This is a genomic window from Hyphomicrobium sp. B1 (assembly GCF_049532635.1).
Lineage (GTDB): Bacteria > Pseudomonadota > Alphaproteobacteria > Rhizobiales > Hyphomicrobiaceae > Hyphomicrobium_B.
This window is the reverse complement of the sequence record NZ_CP134871.1, coordinates 3,235,717-3,258,863: the sequence shown is the minus strand read 5'-3', so window position 1 is coordinate 3,258,863 and position 23,147 is coordinate 3,235,717. Positions and strand designations below refer to the sequence as shown.

The window sequence follows — 23,147 nt, the reverse complement described above, 5'->3', positions numbered from 1 at the left end:
GCTTCGGAAAAAGCGCAGTTTGAAGCGTTTAGGGGAAGAGCGTTTATTGACAACGTCTTGGAGGTGGCCGCGGCGGTGCGGTCTCTAGGAATGCGCACTCGCCCGGAACGGGTTAGATGTCAGCGCGTACCAATGCGTTGGTGTCGCAGCGAGAAACCGGCAAAATAACTGCGTCCATCATTCCCTGTTGCGGCCGGTTGCCACCGGGCGCGTGCATTCATTCAACGCGCGGCGGGCAAAAGAGTTCAGTTCACCGCTGAATAAGCATTGTCTGCGGGCGGGGAACAGGAGGGAAGGCAGCAACGTTAAAGCGCGACGCTTCCTCTAACGTCCGATACGTCATCCGATGCCGTTACTCGCAGATTCAATACGAAGTTTGTCTGCCACGCTCGTAACGGCGGCCCTTATTATTGCGGCGCTGGTTTTGGGCCGGGATATCCTGGTGCCTCTCGCGCTCGCAGGCATATCCTGCTTCGTGCTGGTGCCCATTGTCGTTTTTCTCAAGAAACGTGGTGTCCCTCAAGGCTTTGCCGAAGGCACCGTTCTGCTGGTCGTGGTTGTGTGCATGACGGCAGCCTCGATCGGCTTGAGTTCGCAACTTCTCTCGCTCGCGGCCGATCTGCCCCAGTACCGCACGAATGTGCTGGAGAAAGTCAGAAGCATCGTTGGTTCATCCGTGCCGAGCGGTCTTGTTGGCCGTGCCATTGACGCGGTCGAGACGTATCAGCGAATGATCAATAACGAACTTCAGTTCGGCGTCACGTCGTTCCCTGAGAACCAACCGCCCGCCGAGAATGCTTCGATTAAGGAAGGCGGCAAGGTCCAGATCGTTAAGGGTGACGACGAAAGCACGGCCCTCTACGGACTTCGCATTCTCGCAGAGCCGCTGACGCAAGCGGCCTTGACGTTCCTGTTCACGCTTTTTCTGCTGATGCAGTTCCGCGACCTGCGAGACAGGATTGTGCGCATTTTCGGCGTCGAGCACATGACTGAGACGACCGCAGCGATGTCGGATGCCGGCGATAGGCTCATCGCGCTCTTCACCGGCCAGGTCATACTCAACGCCTCATTCGGAACGTTTGTCGGCCTGTCTTTATTGGCGCTCGGCGTCCCGAACGCGCCGCTGTGGGGCGTGGTGGCGTTCGTGATGCGGTTCGTTCCGTTTGTCGGCTCATATATCGCGGCCATTCCGCCGATATTGTTGGCCGCGGCCGTCGACCCAGGCTGGACGAAAGCTCTTCTGACGCTCGCGATATTTGCTATCGGCGAACCTATCATGGGGCAGGTTCTGGAACCGTTGGTTCTCGGCCGGCGAGCTGGCCTATCTCCCTTTGCGATGATTTTGGCAACGAGCTTTTGGACGCTCACCTGGGGTCCCATCGGGCTCGTTCTAGCCGCACCAATCACGCTCATTCTTGTGGTGTTGGGCAAATACGTGCCCGACCTTGAATTCATAACGGTTCTGCTCGGCGATGAGCCGGCGTTATCCGAACAGCAGAACCTTTATCATCGGCTCCTGTCGAGCGACGTATTTGCGGCCACTGAACAAATCGCCGAAGCTGAAGAAAAGGCCCCTTACGCGGAAGTTTTAGACAAGCTCGTCTTTCCGGCGCTGGCATTAAGCGCCCGGGATCGGCGGCGCGGTCGTCTGGACAAGGAAGCGTTGGCGGAACTCTCGAGCACGATTGGCGCCATCGCGGAAAAGTCCAAGCCGGAAAAGCCCGATAAAGATCCCGTTATGGTGCTCGTCCCAGTGCGGGGAGAATTCGACGAGCTTGCGACCCGCTTTGCAGTCTCGGCGATTAATCAGGATCACACGGGCCTAGCGTGTGCCATGAATGAAGCTTCGGGTCTGACGGCTTTGGCCTTTCTGGCGGATATCGGTTACGCCGACTTGCAGAAGATCGTGCTTGTGACGGTCACAGGGCTTGCCGAAGGCGGAATACGGATACTCGTCGATCGTGCCCGCTCTCTATTCCCAGGCGTCGAGGTCGTTCTGCTCGACGTCTCGTCAAGGCAGCTCTCTCTGCCTTCATCACGCGACCGTTTCGTCGCTCCCGAGATATTTACCTCGTTTGCGCGGTTTACGAATTCATTGGAACATTCTCTCTCAAACTCTTCGAACACCGAGCCGCAGATCAATCGGGAAGTCGCTCCGGTTTCACATTAACCGCATGCGGACGGATTGGCTTTCGCCATACGGAACCGTCGCGGATTTTCAGGCGTTACAGTGCGCTATCAATTGATAAGGAGGCGCAAAATGGGCGCACTGAAAGGTAAAATTGATACTGCTGTCGGCAAGGCGAAGGAGAAGGTCGGCTATGCCGTCGGCTCCGATAAGCTTCAGGCTGAGGGCGCGGCTCAGGCCGTGAAAGGTAAAGTCGAGACCGCCGTATCCGACAAGGTCAATAAGGTACGCGATGCCGTCGATAAGGCAACCGACAAGCTGTAAGGCGATAAAGGGTCAGGGGGATCGTTATCAAATCCCCCTCGATCCAAATTGTGCGCGACCACGTTTTCCAATTGCTAATGCGGTAGGGGAATTACGCTTATCTCAGCCGTCCCGTTTGTGTTCACACAGCTGATTTGTGCGCGCTTCGTTTGCACGACAACGGTCCCTTCCTCGTCCTCGCCATCCTCTATGCTTGCTCTATCCCAGCACTTTTGTAGCGACGACGAGAAATCATCGCTGCCGAGATCGAGCGAAGTCCCGATGTCGGCTAGCAGCGCGCTATAGGCAGCAAGGTCTCCACCGTGCCACTCCGCATCGAATGACAACACCTTATTTCCGCAGGAGACCGTTATCCGTGCGGGTGGAGCTGCACTCTCTAGGTAGAACGCATCGAAATTATCCGTGACGTGCGTTCGTTGTTTCAAAGTCAGGCCTTTTATTTGCGACTGTACGTTGGAGAGACGATCCCCGCAGGTATCGGCAAGGACCTCCGATGTCGCTCCGGCCAACCAAAGCGTCGAGAGAAAAAGCATTCTGCAAAGATCGGCGAACATGTGAAGCTCCATCGCAATCCAATCTCTTTGTTATGAGCTTCACTCCGCTCTGTAACGAGGACAAAAGATCATGGCTTCCCGACAGCCCGGCGGTTTGGAATATTTCCGCAAATTTCGGTTGCCGTGAGCAACTTTGATCTCCCTTCGGCGTTGCAGTGCCGATTGTGTACGCAATGTTTGCGGGTTAGAAGGAACAATTCCTTTGAAATTATTTGAATGCCAGAATTGTGGGCAGGTTCTTTTTTTTGAGAACACGCATTGTGAGCGCTGCCACCTTCAGGTCGGATATCTTCCGCCCCAGGAGACCATGAGCGCCGTAAAGCCCAACGGAAGCACGTGGATCGCACTGGCCGACAATCAGAACCAATATCGATACTGTGCCAATTGGGAGCTTCATGCGTGCAATTGGCTGGTCAACGCCTCTTCCGCAACACCTTACTGTTCGGCCTGCGAGCATAACCGAACGGTTCCCGATCTGTCCGACCCGATCAATGTTCCACGTTGGCATCGTATCGAAGAAGCAAAGCGTCGCTTGATGTACACGCTGCTAAGGCTTCGCCTGCCGGTGCCGACGACAGCGAGTGGCGATCCCGAGCCCTTGCTTTTTGATTTCCTAGCTTCGGCTCCACAAGCCAAAGTTCTGACGGGCCACGACAATGGCATCATCACGATTTCGCTTCTGGAGGCGGACGATGCCGAACGTGAGAAGCTGCGCACACATCTTCATGAGCCTTATCGGACGCTGCTCGGGCATTTCCGTCACGAAGTCGGTCATTATTATTGGGATCGGTTGGTCAGGGATGCCGGAAAGATCGAGGCATTTCGTGAAGTTTTCGGCGACGAAACGCTCGATTACGACGCCGCTCTGCAGGCGCACTATCAAAACGGTGCGCCTGCGAATTGGCGGGAAAATTTTGTCAGCGCCTACGCGACCATGCACCCGTGGGAAGATTTCGCTGAAACCTGGGCGCACTACCTGCACATAATCGATACGCTCGAAATGGCGCATACGTTCAATTTGCGGATTTCGCCGCGACTGGCGGCTACAGAAGGCTTGAGCGCAACAGCGGATCGCGATCCTTATGCCATCGCCGATATGGAAACACTCATGAGCGAATGGATACCCGTTACGTTCGCCGTCAACAGCCTCAATCGCAGCATGGGCCAACCGGATCTCTATCCATTTGTGCTCTCGCCAGCCATCATAGGCAAACTCGCATTCATCCACCGCCTCGTCAAAGACAGGGGAGCGGAAACCGAGCGCAAGAGCGATGCGGAGGCGGCGTCGCCGCGGCCTGGAATTCTTCGGCGGATCTTCGTCAAGAATTGATGGGCGCGGCGATTGTGTCTCCGCACCGTCGATCTAGATGTCCGTTCAAGCTCCCGATCCCGATATCGCCGAGCAGAGAAAGTGTGATCCGATAGTCTCTGGCTCTGCGAGTGCGTGCTGCAGAGCCAGAGAATTTAGAGCATCAGTCGTCGTAGCCAGTCAGGACTTCGCCGGTCGCGGGGTTGGCGTGACCTTCGATGCGCACGCCTTCGGCATTCGTCGCATCGAACTCGTAAACGCCGTCGTCGGCTTCGATCTTCGTCACCTGATAGCCCTGAGACTTCAGCTTCTGGATCACTTCGGAGACGGAGAGCCACTTATCGGCCGGCACGTTGAGCCGATACTTGTGGTCGTCGGCCTGCGCGGATGCTGCAAGACCGAAGATGATCACTGCAACGGGAAGAACAAGGTTGCGGGCCTTCTGCATTGTAAAAACTCCTGTGTTTTGCCAAACCGTTGTCGGTCGAGCGTGACCTTGCCCGAGGCGCGCTGACGCCGGTCTGATGGCATCTGTCAGGAGTTTGTCAGCTCCGATCCTGCACGATGCTCACGTCATGGAACCCGTCATGAAGCGCCTTATCGTCCTATCTCTGACCGCATTCACGCTGTTGTCCGCCGGTACGCTCACTGCGATTGCCGACGATGACGACGAGCGCGATCATGAGATTGCCCGCAAAGCGTTGAGCGAGGGCCGCATTCGTCCGTTGACGGACATCATGGACGAATTGAAGGCACAGTTTCCGGGCCAAATCATCGGTGTCGAGCTGGAGGTCAAAAAAACAGGAGCTTTCGTTTATGAGTTCAAGATCCTGACGCCTCAGGGCAAGCTGAAAGAGGTCAACGTCGACGCGGCGACGGCAAAGATCCTGACGATTGAGGATGACGATTGATGCGCATTCTCATCGTCGAGGACGAACCCAAAATTGCAAAAAGCCTCGCAACGGCCTTGACCGCTGCGAACTACAGCGTCGATGCCGTTCACGACGGCGAGGATGCCTGGTTCCGTGGTGACACAGAGAATTACGACCTCGTGATATTGGATCTCGGTCTGCCAAAAATCGACGGGCTTTCCGTGCTCAAGCGCTGGCGCGCAGCGGGCCGAATGATGCCTGTTCTGGTTTTGACGGCGCGTGGTGCATGGATGGAGCGGGTCGAAGGCATTGATGCCGGTGCGGACGACTATCTCGTCAAACCATTCCAGATCGAGGAATTGATCGCCCGCGTTCGCGCGCTCATTCGCCGTTCGGTGGGGCAGGGGTCGGCGCTACTAACGGCAGGCAAGCTTTCCGTCGATACCCGGCAGATGCGCGTTCTTATCGACGGTGCGTCGGTGGCGGTATCCCCGCTGGAATACCGGTTAATTTCCTACCTTATCCATCACAAGGGACGCGTCATTCCTCCGGCGGAACTGATCGAACATCTTTACGGCGACGACGACGCGCGAGATGCCAACGCGCTCGAAGCCGTGGTGACGCGACTGCGCAAAAAGCTCGGCCAGGATTTGATCGAGACCCGGCGCGGCTTCGGCTACACCGTCGTGGAAGTGCCGGCATGAGCGTGGGTTCACTTCGCCTCAGATTGCTTGCTGCGGGTGTCCTGTCGATCTTGCTCGCGCTTGGCATCGCCGCTTTCGGTCTGACGGAATTGTTCAAGCGCCACGTTGAGCGCCGCGTCGATGCGGAGCTGACCATTTACTTGAACCAGCTCGCAGCGGGGCTAACGCGCAAGCCGTCCGGTGAATTGGCGCTGGCGCATCGCCCGTCTGACCCACGGTTCGAGGAGCCGTTGTCAGGGCTTTATTGGCAGATCGAAGGAGGATCGCCGACGGACGATCTGCGATCGCGATCGTTGTGGGATACGGTTCTGTCGCTTCCGCCCGAAACCAATGTCGCCGATGTTTCTCGCAGGTACGAGATTGTTGGCCCGCAGAACGCGCGGCTCTATCTGCTGCAACGATACATCGAGCTGCCTGACAATATCGGAGGCTCGAAAGTTCGGATCGCGGTTGCTGTGGACTCTCGGGAAGTCGGCCAATCGGTGCGAAGTTTTGCGTCTGAGCTAGCGCCGTTTCTGCTGATCATCGGTGCGCTACTGGTCGCGGCTTCCTGGGTGCAAGTCAGCGTCGGTCTGCGTCCGCTGTCGACGATACGTGGCAGGCTTTCGAGCATTCGCTCGGGCAAGCAACAGCGGCTTGGCGGTGCGTTTCCGAAAGAGGTAAGGCCGCTCGCCGAGGAAATCGACGCGCTGCTCGACGAGCGGGAGAAGGCGATCGAGAAAGCGCGAGGGCGCGCCGCGGACCTGGCGCATGGACTAAAGACGCCGCTGCAGGTTTTGAATGGAGAAGTGACGCGGCTCGAAGAGAAAGGCGAGACGAGAATCGCGTCGGATATTTCCTATCTCGTCAATCTCATGCGCCGCCACATCGATCGCGAGATTGCGCGTGCGCGCATTTCCTACGCCAACAGCAATGCGTCGACGAACGTCAGGACGTCAGCAGAACAAATCATACGTGTCGTCGAGAAGACACCACGCGGGCAGTCCTTGAGCTGGACTATTGATGCGCCGCCCGATCTGGAGGCGCGCATCGATGCCGTCGATCTGGCTGAGTCGCTTGGGAACTTGCTCGACAACGCCGCGCGCCATGCCAAGGAAAAGGTTTCTGTGAAGGCGCGCGCCGAAATGCAGAGTATCTCGATTTCTATCATCGACGACGGTCCGGGCATTGAAAAGGAACATCAGGCGGCGATGCTGATTCGCGGACAGAGACTCGATACGCACGTTGGGGGTGCCGGTCTCGGATTGGCGATCGTCACCGACATCGTCGAGGCATGGGGGGGAAGCCTAACGATCGAGAACGGCACGGTCGGCCTCATTGCTACGCTGCGTCTTCCTGCTGCCACGAACGATTCGGACGCCTGAGGGGTTCGGACTCCGCCGCTGCAAAGCTCGGCCAAAGAAATTCGCGCGGAGATTGCTTCAGCACGGCTAAACTCGCCCTCGGCCGGTGGACTGATCAGCAAAGCCACGCTGGCTGGCTCCAGTCTTACAATTCTGTGGCTTTGATGCCGCAAAATCACTGCGAAGCATTGTGCTTCCTCGGCACACGAAAGATGCCGTGGAGGCTCATCCCATGCATACCAAAGACTTTGCGAGCGCGCTTCGGGCTTTCGCCGCGATTGCCGACTTTGATCGCTCGTACGAACTGCATCGACTGGCAGCCGTACTGGATCGCGGTCGTGACGAGACCATCGCCGCTCGCGTCAAGCGCATGTCTCCATCCGAGCAGTATCCGGGGCGTCTCAAGGAAACGCTCGACACTATTGCCGTCGGACTTCACGCCAGCGGCGCCGTTAAGGCGAGTTCGTCCGTTCGCGAGCTGTTAAAAATCTTTACAGGTCGGCCCGGCGCTTCAGTCGACGATTTTTGTACGTCGATCTGCCTTCCGCCTGCGCCGCAAGGCGTGGGCGCGCGCCGCTTCAAAAGCCAAAATGCGGCGCTAGCAAACGATATCTGCTCGGAGCTTGCGCCTTACATCGATGATGCCGAAGTCTTCCGGATTCGCCTCGATGCGTTGATTGCTGCAAGGCCAGCAGGGATCGCGACCTGGACTCTCGTCGCCAATCGACTGGTCGGCAATAATCGCACGTACCGGGATCGCAAATCGGCGGTTAGGGCGATTTTCAATTACATCGAAGCGAGGTCTCTGATCGCGCCTCTGGCACGTGGGCTGGAACTGGCGGGTTCGCAATGACGTCATCTGCAGGTCACGCCGGGTGGCGTTCTGACGAAATCGACGACCTATGAGCTTTGCTGCAATGGGTAACGCTCAAGATCAAATGTCCAAAGTCTCGCAAGTTACGCTCGCCTTCTGGATCATGAAAATCCTGGCGACGACGCTGGGCGAAACGGCTGGCGACTTCCTCTCGATGTCGCTTGGACTTGGCTATTATGTGGGCCTCGCGGTTACCTTTGCGATCCTCGTCGCGTTGCTCTTCCTGCAGGTCAGGAGCGAGATCTACCGTCCTCTGCTCTTTTGGTTCACGATCATTGCCACGACGACGGCCGGCACTGAAATCTCCGACTTCATGGACCGCTCGCTCGACCTTGGATATCTCGCCGGATCCGTGATCCTGGCGACAGCCTTGGCGTTGACTTTGGCAATTTGGCGCCTTCGCGAAGGGACGCTTCGGGTCTTCCCCATTCGCGGGCGCGACGTCGAAATCATGTTCTGGGCCGCGGTCCTGTTCTCCAACAGTCTCGGCACGGCGTTCGGCGATTATCTCGTCGATGATGCGGGTCTGAGTTTCATCCAGGGCGCGCTGGTGACGGCCGGTATTATCGGAGCTGTCGCCCTGCTTCATTATTTCTCTCGTATCAACGATGTCATCCTGTTCTGGATCGCCTTCGTTTTTACGCGTCCCTTCGGCGCGACATTTGGCGATTTCCTGACGAAACCCGTCGGCGACGGCGGCTTGAGCTTGCCGCGTGGGCAGGCGTCGCTGGTGACGTTCGGGCTGCTGCTGGCCATTCTTTATCTGTCTCTCGACCGACGCCGGCCGCACGTTTCAAAGCGCGGGTGAAAGGTCGCCTTTTACTTACAGTTCTGAGACGTTCCTGCCGTAAAGGCTGCATGGAGTTTTGCCCAATGTGTACCCGCGAATATGGGGGGAGTATTCAGATTGCCGTTGGACAATGCAGAGGTGTGGAAGTCAAATCAGGCGTCCGCTGCGGATGTGGCATGTGCGCCGGCCAAAGCGATGCTTTTCGGCGCCGTTGCGTTCGGCATCTGCTTGATGATTTTCTATCTTGCGTATCCTCGCTTCGATCTCTCGGTGAGCCGAGCCCTCTACGTGCAGCCCCATCGCTTCATTGGCAGCGAATCCCTGTTCTTTGGCAGTCTTCGTAAGGGATTTTCGACGTTGTTCTGTGCAGTCTGCGTGCTCGCCGGTGTCGGCTGCGTCGTCTCTCTGATCAGCATGCGCAAACGCTGGCTCAGTCTTTCCGCCAGTCAATGGCTATACCTTGCGGTATGCCTTTTGATAGGGCCGCTTACGATCGCGAACCTCGGCTTCAAGGATCATTGGGGGCGGCCGCGACCTAATCATGTCATGGAATTCGGCGGATCGAAGATCTATGCGCCGCCATTGAAACCATCGGATCAATGTAGCCGGAACTGCTCGTTCTTTTCAGGGGAGGCCTCGTCGATCTACATCATTTGCTTTGCCGCCGTTTTTCTGTTCCCCGCCGATGCTGCATTTTGGACGCTGAGCGGCATCGTTCTGGGAACGCTCGCGGGGTTCGTGCGCATGACCGAGGGCGGACATTTCCTGTCCGACGTCGCGTTTGCCGGCGTATTTATGGCGCTAACGGCATCGGCCATTCATATGTTATTTGCGGTCGTCGGTGGTCGATACTCAGACTGAAGAAGAAAACCATATCTCGACCAACAAGCCGGGTTCATTGTCGGCGAGCGTAATGCGCGCTCCATGCAAGTCGGCAATCGCCGCCACGAGGCTAAGGCCCAATCCATTGCCTGCCGTGGTCCGGCTCTTTTCCAGCCGATACAATCTGCGAAAGACGTTTTCGCGCTCTTCAGCGGGAATTCCTGGTCCAGTATCGCGAATGCGCACGACGGGACAGCCGCCGACGTTCGTGACTTCGACGCTGATGTCGGCCGGCTCTTGGCAATGGACGATCGCGTTCTCAATGAGATTGAGGAAGAGCTGGTTCAGAAGGCGGTGGTCGGCGTGCACAATAAAAGCGCCCTCAGCCGCGATGAGAGGATGCAGGCGGTGACCTCGCTCCTCCGCGACCGCCTCCAACGCATCGACGATGTTGGTTAGCATGGGTTTGAGATCGACATCGGCAAATCTGTTTTTGCGGGCACCGGCTTCGATCTCCGAAATGCGCATTAGGGCATCGAAGGTTTCAGCGATGTTGTCGATCTCTGCGATCGAAGCGTCGGCCGCTTCCCGATAGGCCTCGATGCTATCGCCGCCTGAGCGCACGTGCTCCAGCCTTTGGCGCATGCGGCTGATCGGCGTGCGGAGATCGTGCGCGATATCGACGGAGAGTTGGCGCAAATTTTCGAAGAGACGTTGCAGGCGGTCGAGGGCGGCATTGATGAGCGCCGCAACGTGATCGATGTCGTCCGACGCGGATACTCGCGGCACTCTGCGGTCAAGCGCACCGCTTGCCACGGCATTCAAAACTTCCTCCATTTGCCCGATGCGTCGTTGCGCCCGGCTGCCGAGGAACCAGCCTCCGATAATCGCGCAAATCACCGAAAGACCGATGCCCCACATCAGGCCGTTGAGCTGCAGTCTCTGCGCATCGCGGATGTCTCCATTGCCGTCGCCGACAAACAGATAACCGCCATTGATCGTCGTCCATCGCCCAATCACCGCATCGCTTGCCCTGTGCGGAGACCAGTCGCCGAGAAGATTCAAGTTGTTCCAAGGAATGCTCCGCCAGCCCTCGAACCGTTGGAGAGACGCTACGTTACCAGCGATGCGTTTTCCCGAGCTGTCCGTCAGGAGATAAATATCTTCATCGGACTTCGCGACACGGGCATGGCTTTCGATCATTGCCGCGAGTTCTTGAAAGCCGTCGCTTTCTTTCCCTTGGACGTCGATCAGCGTTTTACGAACCTCGTCGATGTGCGCACGCAGATGCGCCGTCAATTGCGTGCTGAGGGAATAATAGAGCGCGGAGAAAATTACAGAGTTGACCAACGTAATGATCACAACGACCAGGGCGGCCAACCGAAAGGCGGTGCCGCGGGTTAGCCTATGCCGCATCAATGATGTATCCCAATCCTCTCACTGTACGGATCAAAGGCGGATCTCCGGGGCGTTCGATCTTCAATCGAAGGCGACTGACGTTGGTCTGGACGATAGAAGTCTTCGTGTCGCGTTCCAATCCCCACATCTCTTCCAGCAGCATGGATCGCGTGACGACGCGCCCGCGATTGCGAAGGAAAATTTCAAGCAGCTTGAACTCGCGCGGTTGCAAATGAATCTCATCGTTTCCTCGCCGGATTTGCCGCCGAATGAGGTTCACTTCCAAGGTGCCGATCCGGAAGGTGGCGTCCTGCTTGGGACCGGGAGGACGGCGGCCCAAGGCTGTAATGCGCGCAAGCAGCTCGCCGAGCGCGAAAGGCTTCACAAGGTAGTCGTCAGCGCCGCTTTCCAAGCCTTCGATGCGATCCTCGATGCCTCCCACTGCAGTGAGCAGAATGATGCCGGACAGCACGTCGGCGCGCCGAAGGCTTTGCACGAGGTGCAGTCCGTCGAGGCCCGGCAACATCCTGTCGACGACAAGAACATCGAAGGTTTCAACCATCGCCGCCTTGAGGCCCTCGGCGCCGTTGATGGCAACTACGACGTCGTGTCCTTGGCCAATCAGGCTCTCACGAACGATCCTCACCGTTTCCTGATCGTCTTCGACGAGAAGTATGCGCATTAGATCGACGTCGTTGTTGTCATCATAGCCACGAGAGCCCCAAACCTTGGACCTCTGAGGGCAGCGTGACGCAATTGCGGTAGGAAAGTCACGATTTTGTATGCTTTCGGGAAAGGCCCCCAACAGGGCGCCGCTTGCTATCATTTTTACCCCGCCAGAAAATCTAGCGGCTATCGCCGCCACGCCTAGTTTAGCGAGCGATTTCCCGACGGACGTCGAGCCCAGCGCCTGCATTTGCTTGATGCGAGGCGTCAATTAACACCAAAGACCGATATGGTTTTCGCGGGGCGGAGAACGATCAGTATAGCGCCTTTTTAAGGGGCGTGCGATGGTGTTGGGCTCGTTAAGCATTCAGCGCTGAGATGATTTTGACGGGACAAAATCATGAACCAGTTCATGCATCTAGCGGCCGTTTTAGCCTCCAACTCGGGATGGCATGTCGCCAAGATGGGGGATATCGAGCTCGCCATCCGCGGCTCGGTCGTGCGGAAAACGCCGCCCATTTCTGCATTCATTCCTATGGCCGTACTAATCGCCTCAAGGCTGAATAGAGATCTTCATATCGAAGGTGCAATCAGTTCGACGCTTTTGGCAAAGCTGTCCTGCGAGCTATCGCCCTTTGTTGAACGGTATTTTGGCGGCCACCGCGTAGCGATTACAGCAGACAAGATCAGTTCTGAGATCGACGTACGACCTGGAAAGTCGGCGCTGATGTTCAGTGCGGGCATCGACTCCTTTTACAGTCTTCATCTGCTGAGGAATATTGGCATAACGCCCGATGCATTCCTTAACGTCCACGCAGGTGCTCATGACGATAATTTGGAAACCTGGAATGTTCGGCTGAACAACGTCAATGCTGTTGCGACCGCCTTGGGCATTCCTCTTTTAACCATCGAAACCAACTTCCATCGCGCATATAAAGAAGCCCATGTTCGGTGCCACACTTTTAGAAACATTTCTGCCGCCATCGCCGCGTCAGAAGTGAGCACAATATACTACTCAGCGGCGCACGAGGTTACGGATCTATCCTTTGATGCGGCGAAGCGATACGGACTTGATTTTATCGACCCCGCGATCATCCGCTCATTTCTTCCGACCGGCTTGGATACAATCTATCTAGGTTGGGATGCAAATAGGATAAAGCGGACGGCGGAAGTATCGAAAATGCCGCTCGCGTTCGAGCACTTGGACGTTTGTACAAATCAAAAATACCAAGCAAATAGAGGTCCGTGCGATCCTATAAACTGCGGCAAATGCACGAAATGCATCCGGACGCTCATCGCTCTGGAATTGAGTGGGGGCCTGGATAACTTCGGCAAGGCATTCGACATCGTCTGGTGGCGTAAATCGAAATTGGAAGCCGCTGAAAGGCTGTCCGCTTCACCTCATCCGATCGACATCAATGCCGTGGAAGTTGCAAAATCAGCGAAGATTTTTTGATGTTTTGCTTCTTTAATTTAGCGCTGAGGATGTTTTCCGAAATGTTGTCGGAATAACGCGCGCCGCCGTCGCCATACCGCGCCTTCCCAGTCTGCATCTATACGTCTTGAGTCACTTGCCGCCTATGGGCCGGTGTCACCAGCATCAAGAGAACGCCAGCAATCAGAATGAGAATGCTGGCGAATTGGAATGTGGCGCTGAACGGAATGTCCTGCTCTTTCAGCCAGCCCCCCACGTAAGTCATGAAGCCGCCGGCAGTCGTGCCAACAAAATTGAGTAGGCCATAGGCCATCGCCCGGCAACGCGGGTCCACGACCGTGCAGGTCGCGGGCATCAGATTGGCGTCCAGAAAACCTTGGGACATACCCGTAATCAGCACGCATGCTAGAATTACGGGGATGGACTGCGCAGCGCCGAGCACGAAAAGAAAAGGTGACGCGATCAAGAAGCCGAACGCAGGGACAAGAGCCCGCGCCCGCAAATTCCGCACCGCCCACCAGTCCGAGAGACTGCTCGCAATTAGCATTCCGGCGAATGCCGCGCCGTTGAAGGTCATTGGCCCGTAAACAGGCGCCAATGCCGAACTCACGCCCAGTTCAACGCGAAAGAACTCGGTCAGCCAATTGCGAACGGGCCAATAGGCGGCGCCGTTGAGCAGGTTCATCAAGAGCAGCAGGCGAAACCCTTGAGCCGACAGGAGGAACCAAAGTGAAGCTCCTTCGGGAAACGAAGGAGATGCATCTTCTTGAGAGTGGGGATAGGCCTCTTCCGTCTTCTGCGGAAACAGGATCAAAAGGACGAGGGCATAAGCGACGCCGAGCGCTCCCATGGCGAGAAAAACGGTGCGCCAGCCGAAAATTTCGGCCGTGACTCCACCAAGGCCGCCGAGAATAGAGCCTACATAGACGCCGCTGAGATGCAATCCGGTGGCGCGGCTGCGTGTAGGCCCCCGGTGGAATTCGACGATGAGCGAAACGGCGGCCGGCATGTAGAAGGCTTCGCTGATGCCGAGCGTTGCTCTTGTCAGCAGCATTCCCTCGAATGAGGTGACTACGCCACTTAGAAACGTCGCCGCCGACCAGATGAGGAGGCTGGCCATCACGATGGGTCGCTTCCCAACGCGGTCAGCCACATATCCGGCAATTGGCGAACAGATACCGTAGATCCATAAAAACATGGAAGACAGCAGACCGAATTTCTCATCGCCGATTTTGAGGTCAGCTTTGATTATTCCAGGCATCGCGACGACAAGCTGCCGGTCGAGATAATTCAGCAGACAGACGACCCACAGCAAGCCGACAATTGTCCACGCCGCTTGGCTCGTCCGAAGTGTCATGCCCCCACCCAGTGTTTAAACCGTTGTTCCCTCAGTCCTCTGGAACGCGCCGCCAGCTTGGCGATTTACGGAATAGGGCAGGCAGCTGGCGGAGGGGGTGGGATTCGAACCCACGGTGGACTTGCGCCCACGCCGGTTTTCAAGACCGGTGCCTTAAACCACTCGGCCACCCCTCCAAGACCCACTGCGGGGAGGCTTCCTGAGAGGCGGCCTCGATGCGCATTGTCCGGATCGCCCCTCCTAGCGGGTTCCGGCGCCGGCCTCAAGCCCCGCGCTTAACCTGATCCTAAGCAGCGTTTGTCATCATTCCAGCAAGCTTCGGCCATTCTCGCCGTGTGTAGTTGCGGTCAGGGTGCGCTTGGGCGGGCGTAGCGTATCGAGTTGGGTTTGCGTACATGGACAGGGGCCTTTACGGGAGGCTTGCCTGCCGGCTGATGCTGGCAGTCAGTGCCGCGGCGCTTTTGAGCGCCTGTTCGAGCAGCCCGTCGCCGCAATCCCTAACCGGCGTCAATCGCTCCACCTTCACGGAAGACGAATACGGCGTCAGCAGCAGTCCGCGGGTTGCGTCGGGTCGTGTTGCGAAGGGCGGTGGCAAGTTCAAACTTGGTTCGCCCTACAAGGTGGCGGGCAAATGGTACGTTCCCCGCGATAATCCGAATTACGACGAATACGGCGTAGCCTCTTGGTATGGCGCTGATTTCCACGGTCGCCGGACCGCGAACGGTGAGGTGTTCGACGCCAACGCGCTGACTGCGGCCCATCCGACGCTGCCGCTGCCGTGCTATGCTTATGTGACTAATATCGACAACGGCCGGACGGTGCTGGTGCGCGTCAACGACCGCGGGCCGTATGTCAACGATCGCCTGATCGACATGTCGTATGCGGCAGCCAAGCAACTTGGTTTTGTCGGCAAGGGGCGTGCACGCGTCCGCGTGCGGTATGCCGGATTGGCGCCGCTCAATGGCGACGACAGCCGAGAACGGCAATTCCTGGCGCAGCAGAACAACCAGCCGTATCAGGGCCAGCCTTCGCCCGCGCGCGAATATGCGGCGGCCGAGACGAATGCCTCCGACTTGCCTGCAGATGCATCCGATCGGTGGGACCCAAACAGCTATCGCGCGGCGCTCGCGGGCAAGCCCGTGCCGCCAGCACCTGCACCGGCCCAGAGATCGCGGCGCCAGTTGGTGCAGACGGCGAGTATCGGCGAGCCTGATTTTACGCAGCGCATGTCTTTGACGGCCGCGCCCCAGCGTCAGCCGGAACCTGAGCCCGAGCCATTCGACGCCCCGCAGCCGTTTGCGCCGGCGCAGACGTCGGCCGAAAACGGCGACGCCTATCTGCCCGTATCGGCGTACGACGAGCCTGCGAGTAGCGGCTATTCCGAACGCGCGTATGTGCAAGTCGGCATTTTCCGAGATCGCTCCAATGCCGAGAGACTTAGGCGTGAACTTGGCGCTTTGGGTCCGGTGGAAGTAGCGCCTCTACAAGCCAGCAACGGGATGCAAGTCTATCGCGTCCGCGTTGGGCCTTTCTCGCAGGGCGAGGCGTCGCGCGCCCAGAGCCGCATTGCGACATATGGTGTCGCGAATACCGCGATCGTGATGGATTAAGCGGCTCGTTGCACAATTTGCGTTAACCCGGCGTTGACCATGTCTCAATGCAGTCGGATACTTCGGTTTCCATCAGTCGGGTCGTCTAGCCAGGCGGCATCACACGGAAACGATTCGAGCGATGTGGAAGACGCGGAGCATTTGGCTCGTCATTGTTGCGATCGCAGGGCTGCTTGCGGTCGTGTTGCAAAATGCGGAAGCCGCTGAGACGGGGTTTGCGACCAAGGCACCGCATGCCATGCTGATGGACGCGGAAACGGGCGCCATCCTCTATCAGCACAACGCCGACGAGCTTTTCCCGCCAGCGAGCATGAGCAAGCTGATGACGCTGGAGGTGCTTTTCCGCGCCATCAAGGAAGGCCGCGTTAAAAAGACCGACGAATACAAGATGAGCGTCAACGCCTGGCGCAACGGCGGCGCGCCGTCGGGTACGTCGGCGATGATGGTACCGGTCAATACGACGGTGACGGTAGATGAGCTTATTCAGGGGGTCGCGGTTCAGTCGGGCAACGATGCCGCCATGTGCATCGCCGAGAACATGGCGGGAACCGAAGGCGCGTTCGCGCGGATGATGAACGAGGAGGCGCGGCGGATCGGCCTCAAAAAATCAACGTTCGGCAATTCGACGGGGCTGCCTGATCCCCACCAGCTGATGACGGCGCGGGAGCTTGCCATTCTGGCGCGGTACGTCATCCGTGAATATCCGGACTTCTACCCGGTTTTCAGCCAGAAGGAATTTCGCTACCGCCAGCATCGCTTCATCAATCGCAATCCGCTGCTGTTCTTGAACATCGGTGCCGATGGCATGAAGACCGGGCATATAGCGGCTGCCGGCTATGGCCTGGTCGGTTCGGCCGTTCAGGACGGCAAGCGGCTTATCGTCGTCGTCAGCGGCCTAGAGAAAGCGGATCAGCGAAAGGACGAGGCTGCGAAGCTTCTGACGTGGGGCTTTCAGTCGTTCAGCGCGGTCAAACTTTTCAACGCGGGCGAAATCGTCGGGCAAGCGCGCGTCTGGGGCGGGAAGACTTGGTATGTGCCGCTCGCCGCCAAGGGCGACGTGATGTTTACGATGCCTAAATATCCGGCAAATCAGCGGATCTCGGCGGAAATCGTCTATAAGGCGCCCTTGAAGCCGCCGGTGAAGAAAGGCGATCAGGTCGCGACGCTGCGTATTTCGAGTTCAAGCAGCGCATCGGCCGAAGTGCCGCTCTATGCTACGGAGGACGTTTCGAACGGCGGGATCGTCCGCCAGGGCGTCGACTCCCTTGTGCTAATGGCCTTGCGCCGGCTGGCACTCTAGATTACGCCCGCCGAAAAGCAGAGGCGAGCCATGAAGCGCGGAAAATTCATCACCTTCGAAGGCGGCGAGGCCACCGGAAAATCGACCCAGTCGAAGCGCCTGGCCGAACGGCTGGAACGCGCCGGTATTCCCGTCATCGTAACACGCGAACCGGGTGGCACGCCGGTCGGCGAAGACGTGCGCGCCCTTATCATGAAGGATCGTCCAACCGATCCGGTGACAGAGCTTCTGCTTTTCGCCGCGGCGCGAGCCGAGCATATGACGTCGGTGATCCGCCCAGCGCTCTATGACGGCACGTGGGTGATCTCGGATCGCTTCATCGATTCAACGCGCGTCTACCAAGGCAAGCTCTATGGTCTGGAGCGCGCCTTTATCGAACAACTGGAAAAGTTCATCGTGGCGCCGGACTACCCGGACTTGACGTTGATCCTTGACCTGCCTGCGAGCGCGGGGATCGAGCGGGCGGAGCTGCGCGGCACGCTTTCGCGTTACGATGCCGAGCGCATCGAAACGCATGAGACGTTGCGGGAGGGCTTCCTCGAAATCGCCGAGCAGGAACCGCAGCGCTGCGTGCTGATCGACGGCCATCTACCGGTGGCGAGCGTCGAGACGGCCGTGTGGCAGGCGGTCACCGCGCATCTGCTCGCTGAGGCCGATTGATGGCGCGTGCGCCATTGGGGGCTGACATCGAGGCGTTGCCGGAAGCGGATCGGCTCGATGATTTTCCGCACCCGCGGGAGACGCGGGCTCTCTATGGCCAGGACGCCGCACAAGAGGTGTTCGCAGAAGCGCTCGCCAGCGGCCGCATGCACCATGCGTGGTTGCTGGCGGGGCCGGCCGGCATCGGCAAAGCGACGCTGGCTTATCACGTCGCGCGTGCGGCGCTCGCCGAACCCGACGAGCGCGATATGTTTGGGCAAGGTCTCACGATCGAACCGGACTCGCGGACGGACCGGCTGGTGCGCGCGCTTTCACATCCGGCACTGTTTGTCATCCGGCGCCCCTACGACACGAAGACGAAGCGTTTCCCGCAGACCATACCGATCGACGAGGTGCGCAAGCTCAAAGGCTTCCTGTCGCTCAGCTCGGGCGACCAAGGCCGGCGGGTCGTCATCGTCGACAGTGCCGACGAGCTCAATCAGAACGCGGCCAACGCGCTTTTGAAGTCGCTCGAAGAGCCGCCAGGGCGAACGGTCTTCCTGCTCATCACATCGGCGCCGGGACGGTTGCTCGCAACGATCCGGTCGCGGTGCCGCGTCATTGCCATGCCGCCGTTGTTAGACAGCGATCTTAAGCGGGCCGCCGCGCAGGCATTGACCGCGGCCGAGATGGCTCTCCCCGAAGAGCAGGATTGGGACAAGCTGCTGCCGCTGGCCGGGGGGAGCGTTGGACGGGCACTCATCCTGCTTGGGGGCGGAGGGCTCGGCCTGCAGGCGCGTATCGATCAGGTTCTCGGGAGCCTACCGAGGCTCGACCTCAGGGTCGTTCACGGCCTTGCGGATGAGCTACAACCCATAGCCCAGGACCGGAAATTCCAGCTCTTCATGGACCTTTTCCAGGCGAGCCTGGGACGCCTGATCTCAGCGGCGGCGACGGGCGAGGGGGCACTGCGCGACGTGGAGCTGGCGGCCCGGCTGATAGGGCCTCAGCGCCTTGCGACTTTTGCCGAGCTATGGGAAACACTGGCCCGCGACAAGGCTGACACCGTTACGCTCAACCTTGACCGCAAATCGCTCATCCTCGGAAGTTTCGCGCGCCTCGAGGCAGCGAGCCGCGGCTGAGCAGGGTGCGCATGCGCGCCGCGTCTGGCACTGCAGAAAGAACCTAAAGTGGCGGAAAAATATTACATCACGACGCCGATCTTCTATCCGAACGGCAAACCCCATATCGGTCACGCCTATACCGTGATCGCGAGCGACACGCTCGCCAGGTTCGCGCGTCTCGATGGCCGCGACGTGTTCTTCCTGTCCGGCACCGACGAGCACGGTCTCAAAATGCAGCAGACCGCCGAGAAGGAAGGTATTACGCCTCTCGCGCTGGCCGATCGCAACTCGGCGATCTTCCGCTCGATGTACGAAGCTCTCGGCGCTTCGAACGATGACTTCATCCGCACGACGGAGCCGCGTCACTACAAAGCCTGCCAGGCGATCTGGGAAAAGATGGCAGCCAACGGTGACATCTACCTCGGTCGATACGGCGGTTGGTATTCGGTTCGCCAGGAAGCCTATTTCGACGAGAAGGAAACGACGGTCGGCGAAGACGGCGTACGTCGCGAACCGCTCGGCTCGCCCGTCGAATGGAACGAGGAGGAAAGCTACTTCTTCCGTCTCTCGGCCTATCAGGACAAACTGCTCGCACTCTACGAGAGCAATCCGGAATTCGTCGGCCCGCCAGAGCGACTGAACGAAGTTGCGAGCTTTGTGAGATCCGGCCTCAAGGATCTGTCCGTTTCGCGCTCGACGTTCAACTGGGGCGTACCGGTGCCGGGCGACGAGAAGCACGTGATGTACGTGTGGGTCGACGCTTTGACGAACTACATTACCGCCGCGGGCTATCCCGATACCGGCGCCGAGAGGTGGAAGTACTGGCCTGCCGACGTCCACATGATCGGTAAGGACATCGTTCGCTTCCATGCCGTTTATTGGCCGGCGTTTTTGATGTCGGCGGGCATCGAGCTGCCCAGGCGGGTTTTCGCGCACGGTTTTTTGTTCAACCGCGGCGAGAAGATGTCGAAATCTGTCGGCAACGTCGTCGATCCGTTCGAGTTGGTTGAAACGTTCGGCCGCGATGCCGTGCGCTATTTCTTCCTGCGCGAAGTGATGTTCGGTCAGGATGGCAGCTATTCATCCGAGGTCATCGTCAATCGGATCAACGCCGATCTCGCGAACAACCTCGGCAACCTGGCGCAGCGGTCGCTGTCGATGATCTTCAAGAATTGCGATGGAGCTATTCCGCAGCCGGGCGCACTCAGCGAAGCCGATGAAGCGATCCTCGCTGCGACAGACGGGCTCTACGTCACCGTACGCGCTGAGATGCAACGGCAGGGCATCACCAAATATCTCGATGCGCTCTGGGCGGTCATCGCGGATGCCAACCGTTACTTCGCCGCCGAAGAACCGTGGGCAAAGAAGAAAACAGATCCCGCGCGGATGGCGACGATCCTGTACGTCACGGCCGAATGCGTGCGCCAGTTTGCAATCCTCATTCAGCCGGTAATGCCCGAAAGTGCGGCGAAACTGCTCGATCTGCTGGCAGTTGCGCCGGAGGATCGCATGTTCGCAAGTCTCGGGGCCACAGGACGCCTGAAGCCGGGGACGAAAACCCCTGAACCACAAGGCGTTTTCCCCCGCTACGTCGCGCCGGAGGAAAGCAAGGCGTGAGCGGACAACGCGCCGCACGGCGCGGCGCGGCCTGTAGAGGGTAAAACGACCTGATGCTTGTCGATCATCATTGCCATCTCGATTTTCCCGACTTCGCGCCGGAGCTTGATGATGTCGTCGCGCGGGCGCGCGCGGCAGGCGTCGGCACGCTCGTCACGATCTCGACGCGGATCCGCGAGTTCGACAAGCTGAAGGCGATTACCGAGCGCTTCGAGGATGTGTACTGCTCGGTCGGCACGCATCCCAACAATGCGCACGAAGAGCTCGACATTCCGCTCGAACGTATCATCGCGCTTTCAAAGCACCCGAAGGTCGTTGCGATCGGGGAAGCCGGTCTTGACTATCATTACGATACCTCGACACCGGCCGCGCAGGCGGAAGGTTTTCGCCGGCATATCGCGGCGGCGCGCGAGACGGGTTTGCCGCTCGAAATTCACACGCGCGATGCCGACGAGGATACGCTCGCCATTCTCGAAGACGAGACGGCAAAGGGTGCATTTCCGGCCGTCCTCCATTGCTACACCGGCGGGCGCAAGCTCGCGATGCGCGCGCTGGAGCTTGGGCTTTACGTATCTTTCACGGGCGTGATTACCTTCAAAAACTCGGAGGGCTTGCGCGAGATCGTGCGCGACGTGCCGCTCGACCGATTGCTTGTCGAAACGGACGCGCCGTTCCTCGCGCCCATTCCGTTCCGGGGAAAGCGCAACGAGCCGGCTTATGTCGTGCGCACAGCGGCGGCGCTGGCCGATGTGAAAGGCGTCACGCCTGACGAGATTGCTGCCGCTACGACGGCGAATTTCTTCCGGCTCTACAGCAAGGCAAAGCCGCCGAAATCTCTTTCGTCCACGGATGGCGGGTCTGCCGCAGCATGAACTACAGATGCACGATATTGGGTTGCGGCTCTTCCGGTGGCGTGCCGCGCATTGGCATGAACTGGGGGGCATGCGATCCTGAGAATCCGAAGAACCGGCGTCTGCGCTGCTCGGCGCTGATCGAACGCACCGGGTCGGGCGGGCGGACGTCGGTTCTCATCGACACCTCCCCGGATTTTCGCGAGCAGATTTTGTCGACGCGTCTCACCGCGCTCGACGGCGTGCTCTATACGCACGATCACGCCGACCACACGCACGGCATCGACGATCTGCGCATGGTCGCCTTTTCGATGAAGCGGCGCGTCGAGGTCTATTTCAACAAGGCGACGGGCGACAGCTTGAAGTCGCGCTTTTCGTATTGCTTCGAGACGCCGCCCGGATCGGCGTACATGCCGATGCTCAACGGTCATGAGATCGACGGCGTAACACCGGTCGCAATTGCGGGCGGCGGCGGCACGATCACGGCACGGCCGATCCAGCAGCATCACGGTTCGATCCTGTCGCTCGGGTACCGGGTTTCCAATCTCGCGTATTCGCCGGACATCAATGACATTCCGGCGGAGTCCATTCCGCTGCTTGAAGGCCTCGACGTCTGGATCGTCGATGCGTTGCGTCACGGCGTGCACGAAAGCCATTTCAGCGTGAAGCAGGCACTGATGTGGGCTGAGCGTCTGAAGCCGAAGCGCACAATACTGACGCATATGACCAGCGAACTCGATTACGCGACGCTGGCGCGCGAATTGCCTGCGGGCGTGGAGCCGGCTTACGACGGCATGATGATTTCGTTTACCTGAGGAAGGGCGGCGCGAACGCCGCCTGACGTCATCGCCAAAGGCCGTAATCGTCCCATTTCGCTTCGGGGATCAGACCACCCAGCTTATACGTGAATGTTTTCGCTCGCATCTGGTCAGGCGTGACCGTGCAGGTGAAATCGAGAAAATACCAGCGGTTGTTGGCGCGCACTGCGCCGCCTTTTGCGGTGACGACGTTGTCCTTGAATATCGCCGGCTTCTGAATGGTCGTCGTGACGCGGTCGATGCCTTTCAAATGGCTTCCTTTGCGGACGGCGTCGATGCCGCGAAGATTGCAGACCTGATGCGCACGTTCTTCCGGCTGAAGCTCCTTGAGCACGCGGTCCATCGAAGCATCCGCCAATGCCGTTTGCGTGCTGCCCGCAAACGTAAGCAACAATACAAGACTTCTCTTCGAGAGCATTCCCCTGACTTCCCCTTTGAATTCCCCATCAGTCCGGAACGACCGGAAGCGGCCCCCCGACCGCGATCGTCAAAACGCGCGTTGATGTGACCGTAATGAGGCGACATCCGTCACTACAGACCTCGCCTGCAATGCGCGACGCAGATTCCATCGATGGTTCGGGAGTCTAGGGACGGCAGCTGTCGAAAAAGTAA

Annotated in this window: 23 protein-coding genes and 1 tRNA gene; 17 read left to right on the top strand and 7 right to left on the bottom strand. The window is 58.6% G+C overall.

Going from position 1 to position 23,147, the window contains the following annotated elements; translation table 11 throughout:
- Positions 1–376: 376 nt before the first annotated feature.
- Entirely contained in the window at positions 377–2,170 is a 1,794-nt protein-coding gene (locus RLW55_RS15600) for an AI-2E family transporter (protein ID WP_423414661.1), read from the top strand.
- A gap of 90 nt (positions 2,171–2,260) precedes the next feature.
- Positions 2,261–2,452, top strand: coding sequence for a CsbD family protein (locus tag RLW55_RS15595; protein ID WP_013947614.1), 192 nt, complete (start codon positions 2,261–2,263; stop codon positions 2,450–2,452).
- Positions 2,453–2,526: 74 nt separating this feature from the next.
- Here RLW55_RS15595 and RLW55_RS15590 read toward each other — a convergent pair whose 3' ends face one another.
- Complete coding sequence (locus RLW55_RS15590; RefSeq protein WP_423414660.1) at positions 2,527–3,006, bottom strand: hypothetical protein; 480 nt, start codon at positions 3,004–3,006, stop codon at positions 2,527–2,529.
- A gap of 202 nt (positions 3,007–3,208) precedes the next feature.
- On the opposite strand from RLW55_RS15590, the gene RLW55_RS15585 reads away from it, so the two are divergent.
- Positions 3,209–4,336, top strand: a complete 1,128-nt coding sequence (locus tag RLW55_RS15585; RefSeq protein WP_409559882.1) for a zinc-binding metallopeptidase family protein — start codon at positions 3,209–3,211, stop codon at positions 4,334–4,336.
- Between the two features lie 142 nt (positions 4,337–4,478).
- Here the strand turns inward: RLW55_RS15585 and RLW55_RS15580 are convergent, their stop codons facing one another.
- Positions 4,479–4,763, bottom strand: a complete 285-nt coding sequence (locus RLW55_RS15580) for a PepSY domain-containing protein (protein WP_409559883.1) — start codon at positions 4,761–4,763, stop codon at positions 4,479–4,481.
- A 76-nt stretch (positions 4,764–4,839) separates the two neighbouring features.
- Here RLW55_RS15580 and RLW55_RS15575 point away from each other — a divergent pair, with 76 nt between their 5' ends.
- From RLW55_RS15575 to RLW55_RS15550, 6 genes are all read left to right on the top strand, one after another.
- Positions 4,840–5,226, top strand: coding sequence for a PepSY domain-containing protein (locus RLW55_RS15575; RefSeq protein WP_409559884.1), 387 nt, complete (start codon positions 4,840–4,842; stop codon positions 5,224–5,226).
- On the top strand, positions 5,226–5,891 hold the full coding sequence (locus tag RLW55_RS15570; RefSeq protein WP_409559885.1) for a response regulator transcription factor: 666 nt from the start codon (positions 5,226–5,228) through the stop codon (positions 5,889–5,891). Before RLW55_RS15575 ends, RLW55_RS15570 begins: the two co-directional genes overlap by 1 nt.
- Positions 5,888–7,255 (top strand): sensor histidine kinase, encoded by a 1,368-nt coding sequence (locus RLW55_RS15565; protein ID WP_423414659.1) that lies wholly within the window; start codon positions 5,888–5,890, stop codon positions 7,253–7,255. Before RLW55_RS15570 ends, RLW55_RS15565 begins: the two co-directional genes overlap by 4 nt.
- 211 nt (positions 7,256–7,466) lie before the next feature.
- On the top strand, positions 7,467–8,087 hold the full coding sequence (locus RLW55_RS15560) for a hypothetical protein (RefSeq protein WP_423414658.1): 621 nt from the start codon (positions 7,467–7,469) through the stop codon (positions 8,085–8,087).
- An 85-nt stretch (positions 8,088–8,172) separates the two neighbouring features.
- Positions 8,173–8,916: a hypothetical protein gene (locus tag RLW55_RS15555; RefSeq protein WP_423414657.1), complete on the top strand. Its 744-nt coding sequence runs from the start codon at positions 8,173–8,175 to the stop codon at positions 8,914–8,916.
- A 99-nt stretch (positions 8,917–9,015) separates the two neighbouring features.
- Positions 9,016–9,759, top strand: coding sequence for a phosphatase PAP2 family protein (locus tag RLW55_RS15550; protein ID WP_423414656.1), 744 nt, complete (start codon positions 9,016–9,018; stop codon positions 9,757–9,759).
- Here RLW55_RS15550 and RLW55_RS15545 read toward each other — a convergent pair.
- Together RLW55_RS15545 and RLW55_RS15540 are read right to left on the bottom strand one after the other, a co-directional pair.
- Positions 9,751–11,136, bottom strand: coding sequence for an ATP-binding protein (locus tag RLW55_RS15545; protein WP_423414655.1), 1,386 nt, complete (start codon positions 11,134–11,136; stop codon positions 9,751–9,753). The genes RLW55_RS15550 and RLW55_RS15545 overlap by 9 nt on opposite strands.
- Positions 11,126–11,800 carry a response regulator transcription factor gene (locus RLW55_RS15540; RefSeq protein ID WP_409559891.1) on the bottom strand — a complete coding sequence of 225 codons (675 nt, stop codon included), beginning with the start codon at positions 11,798–11,800 and terminating at the stop codon, positions 11,126–11,128. The genes RLW55_RS15545 and RLW55_RS15540 overlap by 11 nt, the downstream gene beginning before the upstream one ends.
- Before the next feature lie 384 nt (positions 11,801–12,184).
- Between RLW55_RS15540 and RLW55_RS15535 the strand changes: the two genes are divergently transcribed.
- A complete protein-coding gene (locus RLW55_RS15535; RefSeq protein WP_423414654.1) occupies positions 12,185–13,240 on the top strand; it encodes a hypothetical protein in 1,056 nt (351 codons plus the stop codon).
- Between the two features lie 97 nt (positions 13,241–13,337).
- Here RLW55_RS15535 and RLW55_RS15530 read toward each other — a convergent pair whose 3' ends face one another.
- Both RLW55_RS15530 and RLW55_RS15525 read right to left on the bottom strand, forming a co-directional pair.
- Positions 13,338–14,576, bottom strand: coding sequence for an MFS transporter (locus RLW55_RS15530; RefSeq protein ID WP_423414653.1), 1,239 nt, complete (start codon positions 14,574–14,576; stop codon positions 13,338–13,340).
- Positions 14,577–14,662: 86 nt separating this feature from the next.
- Positions 14,663–14,752, bottom strand: a tRNA-Ser gene (locus tag RLW55_RS15525).
- A gap of 258 nt (positions 14,753–15,010) precedes the next feature.
- Between RLW55_RS15525 and RLW55_RS15520 the strand changes: the two genes are divergently transcribed.
- The 7 genes from RLW55_RS15520 to RLW55_RS15490 all read left to right on the top strand — a co-directional run bounded on the left by RLW55_RS15520 (position 15,011) and on the right by RLW55_RS15490 (position 22,532).
- Entirely contained in the window at positions 15,011–16,186 is a 1,176-nt protein-coding gene (locus RLW55_RS15520; protein ID WP_423414652.1) for a septal ring lytic transglycosylase RlpA family protein, read from the top strand.
- 121 nt (positions 16,187–16,307) lie between these two features.
- Positions 16,308–17,486 (top strand): D-alanyl-D-alanine carboxypeptidase family protein, encoded by a 1,179-nt coding sequence (locus RLW55_RS15515; protein ID WP_414462715.1) that lies wholly within the window; start codon positions 16,308–16,310, stop codon positions 17,484–17,486.
- A gap of 30 nt (positions 17,487–17,516) precedes the next feature.
- On the top strand, positions 17,517–18,146 hold the full coding sequence (tmk, locus tag RLW55_RS15510; protein ID WP_013947654.1) for a dTMP kinase: 630 nt from the start codon (positions 17,517–17,519) through the stop codon (positions 18,144–18,146).
- Entirely contained in the window at positions 18,146–19,267 is a 1,122-nt protein-coding gene (locus tag RLW55_RS15505) for a DNA polymerase III subunit delta' (RefSeq protein ID WP_423414651.1), read from the top strand. The genes tmk and RLW55_RS15505 overlap by 1 nt, the downstream gene beginning before the upstream one ends.
- Positions 19,268–19,315: 48 nt before the next feature.
- Positions 19,316–20,866, top strand: a complete 1,551-nt coding sequence (gene metG, locus RLW55_RS15500) for a methionine--tRNA ligase (protein WP_423414650.1) — start codon at positions 19,316–19,318, stop codon at positions 20,864–20,866.
- A 53-nt stretch (positions 20,867–20,919) separates the two neighbouring features.
- A complete protein-coding gene (locus tag RLW55_RS15495; protein ID WP_423414649.1) occupies positions 20,920–21,738 on the top strand; it encodes a TatD family hydrolase in 819 nt (272 codons plus the stop codon).
- A complete protein-coding gene (locus tag RLW55_RS15490) occupies positions 21,735–22,532 on the top strand; it encodes an MBL fold metallo-hydrolase (RefSeq protein ID WP_409559900.1) in 798 nt (265 codons plus the stop codon). The genes RLW55_RS15495 and RLW55_RS15490 overlap by 4 nt, the downstream gene beginning before the upstream one ends.
- 28 nt (positions 22,533–22,560) lie before the next feature.
- Here RLW55_RS15490 and RLW55_RS15485 read toward each other — a convergent pair whose 3' ends face one another.
- Positions 22,561–22,953: a DUF930 domain-containing protein gene (locus tag RLW55_RS15485; protein ID WP_013947659.1), complete on the bottom strand. Its 393-nt coding sequence runs from the start codon at positions 22,951–22,953 to the stop codon at positions 22,561–22,563.
- Positions 22,954–23,147: the final 194 nt, after the last annotated feature.

Bases quoted from the DNA above. Each gene is read 5' to 3' on its own strand.
- RLW55_RS15540 (WP_409559891.1), bottom strand. From the start codon at position 11,800: ATGCGCATACTTCTCGTCGAAGACGATCAGGAAACGGTGAGGATCGTT.
- RLW55_RS15580 (WP_409559883.1), bottom strand. From the start codon at position 4,763: ATGCAGAAGGCCCGCAACCTTGTTCTTCCCGTTGCAGTGATCATCTTC.
- RLW55_RS15520 (WP_423414652.1), top strand. From the start codon at position 15,011: ATGCTGGCAGTCAGTGCCGCGGCGCTTTTGAGCGCCTGTTCGAGCAGC.
- RLW55_RS15555 (WP_423414657.1), top strand. From the start codon at position 8,173: ATGTCCAAAGTCTCGCAAGTTACGCTCGCCTTCTGGATCATGAAAATC.
- RLW55_RS15570 (WP_409559885.1), top strand. From the start codon at position 5,226: ATGCGCATTCTCATCGTCGAGGACGAACCCAAAATTGCAAAAAGCCTC.
- RLW55_RS15565 (WP_423414659.1), top strand. From the start codon at position 5,888: ATGAGCGTGGGTTCACTTCGCCTCAGATTGCTTGCTGCGGGTGTCCTG.
- RLW55_RS15590 (WP_423414660.1), bottom strand. From the start codon at position 3,006: ATGTTCGCCGATCTTTGCAGAATGCTTTTTCTCTCGACGCTTTGGTTG.
- RLW55_RS15535 (WP_423414654.1), top strand. From the start codon at position 12,185: ATGAACCAGTTCATGCATCTAGCGGCCGTTTTAGCCTCCAACTCGGGA.
- RLW55_RS15490 (WP_409559900.1), top strand. From the start codon at position 21,735: ATGAACTACAGATGCACGATATTGGGTTGCGGCTCTTCCGGTGGCGTG.
- RLW55_RS15495 (WP_423414649.1), top strand. From the start codon at position 20,920: ATGCTTGTCGATCATCATTGCCATCTCGATTTTCCCGACTTCGCGCCG.
- RLW55_RS15595 (WP_013947614.1), top strand. From the start codon at position 2,261: ATGGGCGCACTGAAAGGTAAAATTGATACTGCTGTCGGCAAGGCGAAG.
- RLW55_RS15560 (WP_423414658.1), top strand. From the start codon at position 7,467: ATGCATACCAAAGACTTTGCGAGCGCGCTTCGGGCTTTCGCCGCGATT.
- RLW55_RS15545 (WP_423414655.1), bottom strand. From the start codon at position 11,136: ATGCGGCATAGGCTAACCCGCGGCACCGCCTTTCGGTTGGCCGCCCTG.
- RLW55_RS15505 (WP_423414651.1), top strand. From the start codon at position 18,146: ATGGCGCGTGCGCCATTGGGGGCTGACATCGAGGCGTTGCCGGAAGCG.
- RLW55_RS15530 (WP_423414653.1), bottom strand. From the start codon at position 14,576: ATGACACTTCGGACGAGCCAAGCGGCGTGGACAATTGTCGGCTTGCTG.
- tmk (WP_013947654.1), top strand. From the start codon at position 17,517: ATGAAGCGCGGAAAATTCATCACCTTCGAAGGCGGCGAGGCCACCGGA.
- RLW55_RS15515 (WP_414462715.1), top strand. From the start codon at position 16,308: ATGTGGAAGACGCGGAGCATTTGGCTCGTCATTGTTGCGATCGCAGGG.
- RLW55_RS15575 (WP_409559884.1), top strand. From the start codon at position 4,840: ATGGCATCTGTCAGGAGTTTGTCAGCTCCGATCCTGCACGATGCTCAC.
- RLW55_RS15485 (WP_013947659.1), bottom strand. From the start codon at position 22,953: ATGCTCTCGAAGAGAAGTCTTGTATTGTTGCTTACGTTTGCGGGCAGC.